This window comes from Sphingobacterium alimentarium, assembly GCF_004342685.1.
Taxonomy (GTDB): domain Bacteria; phylum Bacteroidota; class Bacteroidia; order Sphingobacteriales; family Sphingobacteriaceae; genus Sphingobacterium; species Sphingobacterium alimentarium.
On record NZ_SMBZ01000066.1, the window covers coordinates 1 to 11,063 of the forward strand.

Annotated in this window: 17 protein-coding genes; 5 read left to right on the forward strand and 12 right to left on the reverse strand. The window is 33.1% G+C overall.

The window, feature by feature from the left end:
- The first annotated feature begins 252 nt into the window (after positions 1-252).
- Positions 253-906: a DUF2490 domain-containing protein gene (locus EDC17_RS15735; RefSeq protein ID WP_132779067.1), complete on the forward strand. Its 654-nt coding sequence runs from the start codon at positions 253-255 to the stop codon at positions 904-906.
- Between the two features lie 59 nt (positions 907-965).
- Positions 966-1,706 (forward strand): carbonic anhydrase family protein, encoded by a 741-nt coding sequence (locus EDC17_RS15740; RefSeq protein ID WP_132779069.1) that lies wholly within the window; start codon positions 966-968, stop codon positions 1,704-1,706.
- A gap of 329 nt (positions 1,707-2,035) precedes the next feature.
- On the opposite strand, the gene EDC17_RS15745 is transcribed toward EDC17_RS15740, so the two are convergent.
- From EDC17_RS15745 to EDC17_RS15775, 7 genes are all read right to left on the reverse strand, one after another.
- Positions 2,036-2,641, reverse strand: coding sequence for a recombinase family protein (locus EDC17_RS15745; RefSeq protein ID WP_132779071.1), 606 nt, complete (start codon positions 2,639-2,641; stop codon positions 2,036-2,038).
- 583 nt (positions 2,642-3,224) lie between these two features.
- Entirely contained in the window at positions 3,225-4,304 is a 1,080-nt protein-coding gene (locus EDC17_RS15750) for a baeRF3 domain-containing protein (RefSeq protein WP_132779073.1), read from the reverse strand.
- 13 nt (positions 4,305-4,317) lie between these two features.
- Positions 4,318-4,512 (reverse strand): LapA family protein, encoded by a 195-nt coding sequence (locus EDC17_RS15755; protein WP_123903519.1) that lies wholly within the window; start codon positions 4,510-4,512, stop codon positions 4,318-4,320.
- A 5-nt stretch (positions 4,513-4,517) separates the two neighbouring features.
- Positions 4,518-4,838, reverse strand: a complete 321-nt coding sequence (locus EDC17_RS15760; RefSeq protein WP_124802125.1) for a hypothetical protein — start codon at positions 4,836-4,838, stop codon at positions 4,518-4,520.
- Positions 4,839-5,303: 465 nt separating this feature from the next.
- Positions 5,304-5,534 (reverse strand): hypothetical protein, encoded by a 231-nt coding sequence (locus EDC17_RS15765; protein WP_132779075.1) that lies wholly within the window; start codon positions 5,532-5,534, stop codon positions 5,304-5,306.
- A gap of 16 nt (positions 5,535-5,550) precedes the next feature.
- Entirely contained in the window at positions 5,551-6,135 is a 585-nt protein-coding gene (locus tag EDC17_RS15770; protein WP_132779077.1) for a ParA family protein, read from the reverse strand.
- Positions 6,136-6,255: 120 nt separating this feature from the next.
- Positions 6,256-7,203: a replication initiation protein gene (locus EDC17_RS15775; protein ID WP_132779079.1), complete on the reverse strand. Its 948-nt coding sequence runs from the start codon at positions 7,201-7,203 to the stop codon at positions 6,256-6,258.
- Positions 7,204-7,750: 547 nt separating this feature from the next.
- Here EDC17_RS15775 and EDC17_RS15780 point away from each other — a divergent pair.
- Positions 7,751-8,026, forward strand: a complete 276-nt coding sequence (locus EDC17_RS15780; protein ID WP_132779081.1) for a type II toxin-antitoxin system Phd/YefM family antitoxin — start codon at positions 7,751-7,753, stop codon at positions 8,024-8,026.
- Positions 8,013-8,285 carry a Txe/YoeB family addiction module toxin gene (locus tag EDC17_RS15785; protein WP_132779082.1) on the forward strand — a complete coding sequence of 91 codons (273 nt, stop codon included), beginning with the start codon at positions 8,013-8,015 and terminating at the stop codon, positions 8,283-8,285. Before EDC17_RS15780 ends, EDC17_RS15785 begins: the two co-directional genes overlap by 14 nt.
- 52 nt (positions 8,286-8,337) lie before the next feature.
- Here the strand turns inward: EDC17_RS15785 and EDC17_RS17105 are convergent, their stop codons facing one another.
- Together EDC17_RS17105 and EDC17_RS15795 are read right to left on the reverse strand one after the other, a co-directional pair.
- The gene (locus EDC17_RS17105) at positions 8,338-8,628 is read right to left on the reverse strand and encodes a hypothetical protein (RefSeq protein ID WP_207895787.1); all 291 of its coding nucleotides are present in this window, start codon (positions 8,626-8,628) and stop codon (positions 8,338-8,340) included.
- Between the two features lie 98 nt (positions 8,629-8,726).
- Positions 8,727-8,912: a hypothetical protein gene (locus EDC17_RS15795; protein ID WP_132779084.1), complete on the reverse strand. Its 186-nt coding sequence runs from the start codon at positions 8,910-8,912 to the stop codon at positions 8,727-8,729.
- A gap of 331 nt (positions 8,913-9,243) precedes the next feature.
- On the opposite strand from EDC17_RS15795, the gene EDC17_RS15800 reads away from it, so the two are divergent.
- Positions 9,244-9,627 (forward strand): plasmid mobilization protein, encoded by a 384-nt coding sequence (locus EDC17_RS15800; RefSeq protein ID WP_132779086.1) that lies wholly within the window; start codon positions 9,244-9,246, stop codon positions 9,625-9,627.
- Positions 9,628-9,775: 148 nt separating this feature from the next.
- Here EDC17_RS15800 and EDC17_RS15805 read toward each other — a convergent pair whose 3' ends face one another.
- From EDC17_RS15805 to EDC17_RS16925, 3 genes are all read right to left on the reverse strand, one after another.
- Positions 9,776-10,309 carry a hypothetical protein gene (locus tag EDC17_RS15805; RefSeq protein ID WP_207895788.1) on the reverse strand — a complete coding sequence of 178 codons (534 nt, stop codon included), beginning with the start codon at positions 10,307-10,309 and terminating at the stop codon, positions 9,776-9,778.
- 88 nt (positions 10,310-10,397) lie between these two features.
- Positions 10,398-10,574 (reverse strand): PcfJ domain-containing protein, encoded by a 177-nt coding sequence (locus EDC17_RS15810; protein ID WP_132779088.1) that lies wholly within the window; start codon positions 10,572-10,574, stop codon positions 10,398-10,400.
- Between the two features lie 212 nt (positions 10,575-10,786).
- Entirely contained in the window at positions 10,787-10,927 is a 141-nt protein-coding gene (locus tag EDC17_RS16925) for a hypothetical protein (protein ID WP_165894446.1), read from the reverse strand.
- Positions 10,928-11,063: the final 136 nt, after the last annotated feature.

Below are 11,063 nucleotides of genomic sequence, written 5' to 3' on the forward strand. Positions count from 1 at the left end.
AAGCATCCGCTCGCGTTTACTTATTGATAAATTCATGCAAGCAAATGTAGAACCTAAAAAACGTTATTTAAATATGTACTTGATAGGCCGGATACGGCTCGGCGACTTACGTCGCTTGCCGTAAGCCGCCGCTGCGCGGACTGCTTACAACAAGCGACTTGGCTAAATAGCTCCGCTTTTGTATCTTCGATACAGCTTCGCTACTTCGCCAAGTCGCCGAGCCATTATAGCCAATTTTAAAACAGACACAGAATGAAGAGAACTTTAACACTATTAGCCTTTTTCCCATTGACCTTAATGGCTCAACAAAGCGACTTTGGTAACTGGTTAATCTATTTTGGCGACAAAAAAATAAACAATCGTTGGAACTGGCATCACGAAGTACAGTACCGAAACTTCAACTTTATTGGGGACACTGAACAATTACTTTTAAGAACAGGTATCGGCTACAACCTAACAGAAAATAATAACAACATTCATCTTGGTTACGGTTTTATTTATAGCGAACCCTACATTGCAGGTACTGAGAATAAGGCTAACTTCAATGAGCACAGAATTTATCAACAGTTCATCACCAGACAGAGTTTTGGTCGAATTTCATTACAACACCGCTATCGTTTTGAACAACGATTTTTTGAAGACGATTTTAGACTTCGGTTAAGATACTTCTTGTCTACAAACATTGCCTTGAATCACAAACAAATGCAGGACAAGACTGTTTATCTCTCTATTTACAATGAAATTTTCGTGAATACAGAGCAAACCTTTTTAGACCGCAATCGATTCTATGGTGGTGTTGGGTATAGGTTTTCCAAAACTGTACGAACAGAAATTGGCGTAATGAATCAAACAACTAACAGTGTGTCAAGAAACCAATTGAATCTAATAACATTCGTAAACTTTTAAAAAAAGCGGAAAAGCCGAACACCGTTTTACAAAGTAGGCAAAATTAAACAATAAACATAATGACAAAAAAGTTTTTAATCATTCCAGGGCTTGCTCTCGCTTTTTTAACAGCTTGTAACAACCCAAAACCGAGTGAGACCTCGGCAAATGAATCAGCAGTGAATCAAGCCAAAGCATTGGTACAAGAAGTGCTAACCAAAGAACAAAGAGACGCTTTAACACCAGATGAAATTATTCAAACATTCAAAGCAGGAAACGAACGATTCATCAAAAATGACCTTACAGCAAGAGATCATTCATCTCAAGTAAGAAAAAGTGCGAACGGACAATTTCCAAAAGCAGTTGTTCTATCTTGTTTGGACAGTAGAGTTCCAGTAGAAGATGTTTTCGATAGGGGAATCGGTGATATTTTCGTTGGCAGAGTTGCAGGTAATTTTGTAAACGAAGACTTACTTGGAAGTATGGAATTTGGTTGCAAAGTAGCAGGTGCAAAAGTTATTCTTGTACTTGGACACGAACATTGTGGGGCAGTAAAATCTGCCATTGATGACGTAAAGTTGGGCAACATCACTGCGATGTTATCTAAAATTCGTCCAGCAGTTGAGAAAGTTACTTACGAAGGCGACCGTACATCAGGTAATCCAGAGTTCGTGCATCAAGTATGTGAGAGTAATGTAAAAAATACCATCGAACAAATCAGACAAAATAGTCCAATTTTAAAAGAAATGGAAGACAGTGGACAAATCAAAATTGTTGGAGCTGTTTACGATATGGATACTGGTGAAGTAACATTTTTGTAGGAGAAAACTGGCTATAATAACTAAGCTTTCGTCTTGCCCGTAGGGCTCGAGATGAAAGCCCGTTGAACGGAACCGGTTACTGGATACCTATCTTTATGGAGTTTTCATTTTTAGGTTAGAAGATATTCGAGCAGGTGGAGGCCTGCTTTTTGACACTGTCTTATAAAGTGTCATCTTTCAAAAGGCTGTAAAGCTGAGACAGCTTCTATTTCTTTTGTATGCATAACTTATATTTAATTTATAGGTCTTTCTGTAGCCTTACCATTTTGGTAGACTTCCCTGTATTTCGGACCAATTAAAAATGTTAAAATAGACTGAAGATAAGCAAATTATTTACCTACAGTCATTTTCTTTATTTCCTCATCTGTATGCGTATTTAAAATCTTTGCATAGCGGTAAAAAGTAGCACGTGTCAAATTAAGTGCTGTATATATTTCCTCCGGACTCTTTTTGACATCTTGGTATACTGAACGCATAAGTAATAATTTAGAAATGGTTTCTTTGCTATATCCTTTGGGCCTACCTCCTAGCCTACCGCGAGCTCTCGCTGATTGTAGACCGGCTTTCGTTCGTTCATGAATTAACTCTCTTTCATATTCCGCTAATGAAGCCATAAGATTCAGAAACAACCTTCCATTGATAGTACTGGTATCAACCCCGTCGGTCAGCCCCTTTATGATAATACCTTTTTCGCTTAGCGCCAATACTAAATCAATGATATGCTTCAGACTTCGCCCCAATCGATCAAGGCGCCAAACATAAAGTTCATCGCCTGGTCTAAAATGTTCGATCATCTTATCCAGTTCAGGTCGATTCTTTGTCGAACCTGAAATTTTTTCCTCAAAGATCTTCTCACAACCTTCCTTTTGAAGGGCTTCAAGTTGCAAATCTAAGTTCTGATCTTTAGTCGAAACTCTAGCATATCCTATCTTCATATTTTTTCGCATAAACTCATGTATAATAAATTTATGAAATTTTATTTAAAGAGACGAGTTTTTAAGAAAATCAAAAAGTACTCAGAACACTGATCCATAAACTTAATGCGTCAATAAACCAGGAATGCCCTATTATCTCATAAAACCACCATATTGTGAGATTTTAAGAATGTAAGAATAATACTTAAATAATATCTCGATGTCTATAACGCAAAGTCTACTTTTTTCTTTGAAATAAAGGGAATTTAGACATATAACCCATATAAGCTTTTAGAAAAGATCAACGTATCAACCTAAAAACAACAAACCTCGCCTTTGTGTCCTTTGCAATGTAGCGCCTTTGATAGGTAGTCTCATATATAAGCCAATAGCTCAATTAAGATAATTCCTTCCCTATTTTGATGCTTTGTCAACTAAATAACCGATGTCGTTTACTTTTATAACATTCTTTTTGTAGCCGTTTTGTACCGCATAAATCATCGCTTGTCCTAACGGAAAAAGTATTTGCGACTAAATGCAACAAATCTTTCAACTATCACTTAACCCCGCCTTTTGCAAATACTATGTTGTAGGCAGTGCTATTTTAGTATCTTGTTTTCAGCACTATCTTTCCAAGGTCTTTTAATTCATCTTGTGTTGTGAAAAACACTTTACCTTTTTTAGAAATTACTTCCCAAGCTATGTTGCTAGTAATATCGTCTATTGCGTTAGGCGATGTTGCATCGTCTATAATGTCAAAAGTTCTTTCGTCTTTCATCAATACAGCTTGCGAAAAGTCTTGGTGAACAATCAAAAGTTCGCCACGTCCGTCAATAGATGCTTGATAAATTTCTTGTAAATCCGTAAGCACTTTACCTTGTGCAACTGCTTCTTTCATTTCTTCAATGGCATTTGTTCTGCGTTGCTGTTGCAAACCTTGAATGGTTTCCCACGATTGTTTTACTATTTGATGTGTAGCGGTGTTGTTATAATCAATGGCTGCGTAACCAAGATATACCGATGGCTTGTCTGCCACTTGTTGTAGTCTGCTGTAATTGTCTTCCGTGCAAATAACTACACAATTTAAGTCAGTTTCATTGTGAACTTTTACCAAAGCTTTATCTACTTTGTTTAAAAATTCTCGCACCAAATCGTCTAAATGTTTCGGGTCGCTTCCTTTGTCGGAATGTGTATTGTAATGACGGTTTTCTGAAAACGGAAAATCATCATTTCTAACTTCGGCAATAATTTCATCATTCAAAGCTTCGTACAATTGTACACCACTTTGAGAAAGCAACATTACTAAATAGCTTTCGCTTCTGTTGAATGATTTGATGATGGGACGAACCGCAAAGCTGTCAGAAATATGTACTCCTTCGTTGTTAGTTTTCCAGCTTGATTTTACAATTTCTTTTGTATCGTTTGATAGAAATAGGTGTAAACTATCTAAGTTATAATTTACATCGATTTCTGCGGAAACATTTTCTAATTTTTCTAAAAGTGAAGCTACTGGTCGTTTTCCAAATTCTGCAATTACTCTATCTTCTGCTTCTTTTAGAAGATTTTTTAAAAGTACTTCATCTTTTGCATTGTCTGGATGTGCACGATGTGTGTTTAAAGAAATGGTTACACAAGGTGTGTTTTTTTCGGTTGCTAATTTTTGTAGCTGTTCTTTTAATGCCATACTATTGTTTATTTTATTTGTTTTTGTTAAATGCTTTTGCGGTGTAATATCCAATGAAAAATACGATGGCTATGAGAATGACTAAGGGCATTTCAAAGCCAAATGCAATAAATTTTACCTTTACACTTTCAAGATTTTGACCAATGAAAATGAGTAGTAAAATCAATAAAACGATGTCAATAATTTGACGAGTTGAGATATTTTTCATTTGAGTTATTTTTTAAGTTCAATAATTTGCACATTGTTTGTACCATCAGTTGATTTCCATTTTTGATATTTCTTTTTGTTGGTCATAATAATCCACGTTTTAGAAAAATCAGAACCATTACTTTCTATGGAAATATACTTTCCGTCGTTCCAAGTCCATTTAAATGGAAGTTTATCATCTCTTTGGATGCCAAGAACGGAATAGTTTAGATTTTTTTCGCCACTTCCGTTTCCGTGAAACTGCATAGTTCCAATGTTGCTTAATGCCACGCCTTGTTGTCCTGGTGTTGTGGTTTCGTATCGTTGTACTGTCCAAGTTCCCACCATTCTGTGCGAACAAGAAGTTAATAATGTCATTGCAATAACGAATGCTGATAATTTTAATGTTTTACTGTCATAACTTTGTTTATTTTAGATTCAAATATAGTTGTTTTTTATGGCTTGTATAATTGCTTCATTTTTTTGGCGTGTCGTGAGCGCATTGCCTACAACATCTGGTTATGCGAAACCAATATACAAAAAGTTTTGCCAATCCATCCTATATTCGTATTACGTTAAACCATCAATTAGAAAACGTATATAGCTAAAAATCAATACACTTAATTAAATTAAAAATCTGTAAAACGAAATAATGGCAGTCTCAATAAACCCTCGTTTGTATTTTCAAGAATAAATCTCTTATTACAAAAGTATCTAAGTATACCGTGTTTAAAGTTAATGAATATTTACATATCTAAATATTTATATATAAGAATATTTAGATATGTTTTTTTATTTTGTTAACTGTCTATATTACTTATTAATGTATTTTTCTTTAATTGCTGTTCTAATAAGATTCCTAACATTAGTCTTTTGATCTAATGCAATTCTTTTTAATTGATATAAATCTTCTTCTTCTATACTAATCAAAAATTTGGTTTCTACGGGTTTGATTACTTTCCCTTTTTTTTCTTGTAATGGACTAGATACATTATCCTCAGCAATTTTTTTAGCGAAATTTCCTAAACTATTTTTCCCACTCATAATATTTGATTTTTATCTATGATATTTTTGATAAAACTTCTTTTGTTAACTCTATAATTTGATTCTGTGCTTTTGTGTTTTCTTCTATACCATCGTTTATTGCTGAACGTGTGAAAGCAACTAAATCAGAAATAAAAGTATTCGATACACTAACGTTAAATCTTTCTAAAGCCTCATTCATTTCATTGGTTAATGTGGTATTAGGCTTAACCATATTGAACACAATGAGCGTATCTTTTTCCTTCTTTGCACTTTTAACTATCTCAATAGTATCTTCAATAGCCAATAAATCATATAGTCCTGTTTTTGTAGGTATAACTATAACATTAGCTATCCTACATAACATGGGAAGATCAGATATTAAATATGGAGGTGTGTCTATAAAGATAAAGTCATAATCCATATTATTTATATCCTCTAATTTATTTGGGGGATATATTGGTACTGAAGAAGAATTACGAGATTTATATAATGAGCCTTGCAAATCTAAATCTATTATAGCTGTGTTTACAGAGTCTTTTAGTATGGATGCCATATTAAAAGCCAGTGTGCTTTTTCCAACACCTCCCTTTTGATGAGTTATTAATATGATTTTAGGCATATTTAAATATTTAGATATGTATATATTTGAATATTCAAATATACAATTTTATGATTGATTATAAAGGCTAAACCATTAATTTACAAACAAACTAATAATTCTTATGATTAAATAACACACCTAGTTTTTAGGTATAACTCCTTTTTTCTGATATGTTCCAATGATGTAAGCAGCGGCATTTTCAACGTTAATTTCACCTTTTCTTGCTCTATCATTCACTTTTTCAACAAATTTTATAAATTCATCGAAACCATCTTTGACAATTAATTCTGCATACTCTTCACTAATACCATAAGCCATAATGGTACGAATATTCTTTTGTTCAAGAACTGATTTATTAAAGTCGATTTCTAGTTGCTTAGGCTTTTCTTTATGTGTACTTACATAGATCTGAATGAATTCGAAAGATCGTCCACGTTTATACAATTCATAATCGAAACTAATATCTGTTAGTTCGTTTATCTGTTTCTTAGCAATGTCTAAAACAAATTCTTTGAACTGTCCTATTTGCGTATATTTTTCATTACCCTTTTTGTCGACCAAGCCAAGCATTTGTTTAAGTTCTATAATCGGTATAGGTTTTGGAAATTTTCCAACAGTACGCCATTGGCAAGCTAACATATATAGGCGTTTTGCATAGCTTGATGTACAACCCAAAACAGACTTTAATTGAAAATGGGTAAAGTTATTCTTAAGTTCAAAGAACAGCGGTTTTGCTGGTTCTGAAATCATGACCTCAAAAGCTCCATAACCTTTTAAATATTTCACTTTCTGGAAAAGCCAAATTTGCTCATAATATTCATCCGTCTCAATCTCAAACATTCTTGACCCAATATCTTCAGTTGATTTTCTAAGTTGCTGATAATTCCATTCTCTACCAGTAAGTAACTCTATATCTTTTGCTCGGATTGTATACGTTAGTTTATCTTCTTCTAGCGAAGAAAGAATCATAAAGAGAATATCCAATTGACAGGAAGTAAAATCATATCGACCTGAGGTTATAGCATTATGTTGCTTATAATTCTTTTCTCCTAATGCTTCTGCTTCTTGAATTGTTAAAAGTTCCATTTCGTTAGAATTTGCCCAAATCAAAGGTAAACAAAAAAACAGATTTATTTAAAATATTGTTTTTTTAACATGTTTTTTAGCTTATAAAAACTGTTTTTTAGCTTATAAAAACTGTTTTTTAGCTTATAAAAACTGTTTTTTAGCTTATAAAAACTGTTTTTTACGATTGTAACTTCTTGATTTACAGCCGCTACAGGGGTCGCAAAATAATTAAATATATTAAAATAATTAAAAAAACGTTTGTAGATTATTTAGGGTAAAAATCTTCGATTTTTGACTTTTAAGTGTGACTTTTTGACAGCTTTGGAGATTTGAAAATGAACGAGAAACGAAATTTCTAAAAAAATAAAAGTTGCGCGCGAATAGTTTGTCATATTAATGCAATAAAGTTTTTATATCAATTAGTTATGTTTTTTTTCTTTATTTTTTTGCCCCCTGCGCATTTGTGGCTTGCATCCCTTGGGGCATGCGCTATCGCCCTTCGGTTGCTTTCTTTTAGGAAAAAATGTATATTTGTGTACTATTTTGGTACACAAATATTAAAATTATGTTAGTTATTACTTCCAGAGAGTTTCGAGAGAATCAAGCAAGCTACTTTGACCGTGCGGATAAAGGTGAGGAGATCCTTGTTCAACGCAAGAAAAATAAAGCTTACCGCATTGTGCCTGTTACAGCTGATGATACTGTGCTTAGTAAATCTGATTTCTTGGCTAAAATAGATCAGTCTTTAGCACAGGCGAATCAAGGTCAACGTTATGCGATGCACGATGGGGAAAGTTTGGATGATTTTTTAGATCGTATAGGCGCTGATGTACAAGATTAATTATACGCCAGTATCCATTAAGGATATTTTAAAACTTAAAAAATCAGAACCTCAAGCGTATAAGAAATTAAGTAAGCTGCTGAAGGAATTGGAAGAGCACCCTACATTTGGCACAGGTCATCCCAAACCATTAGGAGAAAATCGGGTGAATCAATGGTCACGTAAAATCACCGATAAGCATCGTTTAATTTATCTGATCGAAGAAGAAGGCATAACTGTACTTGTTCTTTCGGCTTATGGTCACTACGACGATAAATAGTTTTTTTTAATCTCTTCTCTAGGACAGTTCATAAAATGCTTTAAAAACCATTTTAAAGCTGCCAGAAGCACTTAATGTATACACTCATTAAATTACTTAGTAGATCATTAAATAAGTCCTTAGCGGCGCTGTATCGCTTTAAATTTGGGTGCTCGGACTGCAAATCTTCAATAGCTTTCTTTGTTTCCTTATTAGGCTCGTATAAATTTGTAGCATCAGCAAGCACTGTTTCTATAAAATTGTTTACGCTCCTGTTCTCCTTTTTGGCCAATTTCTCGATGTAGTTGTACAACTCCCTATCCAGAGGTAATGATGTTGACTTTTTTAAATTTTTTGTATTCATAATGCTATCACTTTAAATACAAGTATACTTTTTTCTCCTCAACCACCATTCAACGAATGTCATCGGCCAAAGCCGATACGCTACAAAGGAGGGAGGGATTATTTTTTAACTATTGTTTCTATCCCGTTTTCAAGTTTAATAATTTCATTTGCATTACATCTTATTGGATCAAAGTAATAATGCAACTTTCCGCTTATTTTGGCATCGCCCAAAATTCCTGCAGAACGTTTTTTCATAGCTGCTATTTTGTCGAATAATGCTTTTAAAAATTTGTCTTTTTCCATATCATAAAGTTATGAAACCTTAAGTAGGATACTTTGATACTTTGCTACTTTGCTACTTTGTTACTTTGATACTTTGTTACATTGTTACTTTGTTACATTGTTACTTTGATACATTGCTACTTTGATACTTTGTTACTTTTTAGTTCATTTAAACGCCCTTTTACGTGGCTTAAACTCTATGCTAAATCTTGATATAATCTGAATAGAAAAAAACAAATCATAGCCTACCTATGGCTTCTTTTTTCTTTATTTGCAAGATGTGTTTTTGTGCGTACAAAAACTCTTACCAACTGAGGTTGGTACAAATAATTCGGAACTTATTATTTTCATTATGGCTAGAGGAAAAGACAATACCGCTTCGCAGAGAATTTATATCAGAGTTACTCCAGAAGAAAAGGAGTTGATAAAAAAATATGCTAATATAGATAAGCTTTCAACCACAGATTATTTGAAAAAATTAGCATTAAAAGAAGTTATGATTTCAAATAGACTAGAGTATACAAATGATTTGAAAGAGTTAAATATTCATCTGGGAAAAATTGGAAATAATATAAATCAATTAACTGCTCATGTAAATAGAGCAGAAAAATTTCAAGTAATTGACGCATCTACAATAAATCATTTCCGTGTTTTTATAGGGCAATATTTGGATTTATTAAAAGCAGTAGATACAACATTGAAGCTCATGTTTAAAAAAATATCTAAAATAAAATGATTATATAGCCTTAGGATTTGTATTTTTTCACGCTATTGGCATTGGGTACAGGAGTAATAACAATTATATACATGACTGTCATTTTAATATCTGATACCTCCAAACATCAAGTCTAGATTTTATAAAGAAATAATATTTTTGATAATAATTATTTAATGAATTTTAATAGTTGCATTACTGAAAAATCTATCTTCATTATGTATTCATTTTCCCCGCTATAATTCCTTAATAATCTATCTGAAAATCCCCATCCACCATTATTTTTGGCTTTTTGTAAAACTTCACTTAATGGATAAAAAGTGTTACGGTAATTTCCCTTTCTATGTTTTGGTTCTTCGGGCATCAAGGTATCTTTAGTATCACACACAATCCAATACCCATTATCATTGGAAAACTTTTCTGCTGTGTAAGCTGATCCAGTAAAGCTTGCTATATATTCGCTTTTTGATTTCCGTGAAATAGCTCTAAATAATATAGGTCTGCTTTCTGGGTAATAATTTGCTAGAACTAATTCCCAAACATCGTAATAAGCTTTAAATTTTTCACTTCGATCAGTCAAAATCCATTTTCCAATAAATATTCTTGTGTCTTTTGTAGGAGGAACATTTTTAACGAGAATATCAATTAAATTTTCTGCAATTTCTTGTTTATTATTTTTTGATAGTCTATAATATTCTTTCATAAATTGAACTTTAAAATTAACATCTGGTGAAGATTTTTACATACCACCTAATTACGGAATAAAAAATAAGCCCCAAAAGGGGCTATATTTATGATGCTTTAATATATTTGATTTTATCTATATTTTCATTTACAATTGAAATTATTTTATCATGTTCTTTTGTTTCTTTGTTATTCCTACCACGACTTTGTAATATTCTATAATCCTTTAATGAAATTTCTATTGTTTCTAATATTTCTCCATTCCTATAGGCAACTAGTATCAAAGAATTATCTTTTTTATAGTATTTTCGAAGGTTTCAAGTATGATTTCGCTATTCATATCAGGGAAATAGTATTTTATAATATTTTGTTTCGCTATTTGTGCGGTTTTATTTTTTAAATACAAATATATCAATATCTTATGTAGAAAGAAAAGTCAAATAACGAAACACGTATATAGGGTTGGTTAAGCGAAATTTTCCGTATATTCGTTTCGTTAAAACAGATGTTGAGCGGAAATCCCTTCGGGCTTCCCGCTCAACGTAGCCGGCGCTTGACGGAGTCCAGCCCTACGGGACTGTCCTCTAACACGCGCTTGGCGCAATTGCGCCAGCACGTGCGCCAAGCGCCGAGCCATTGTTAGCAATCCGCTGCGCTCCTTGCTAACAATGGCTCGGCGTATCCGCCCTATAAACTACATGTTTGATTAAGCGATAATTCGTTTATAGTTTTGTGGGTACAGGTCCTTCAGGTTCTTGTGGTTTATGGATGAT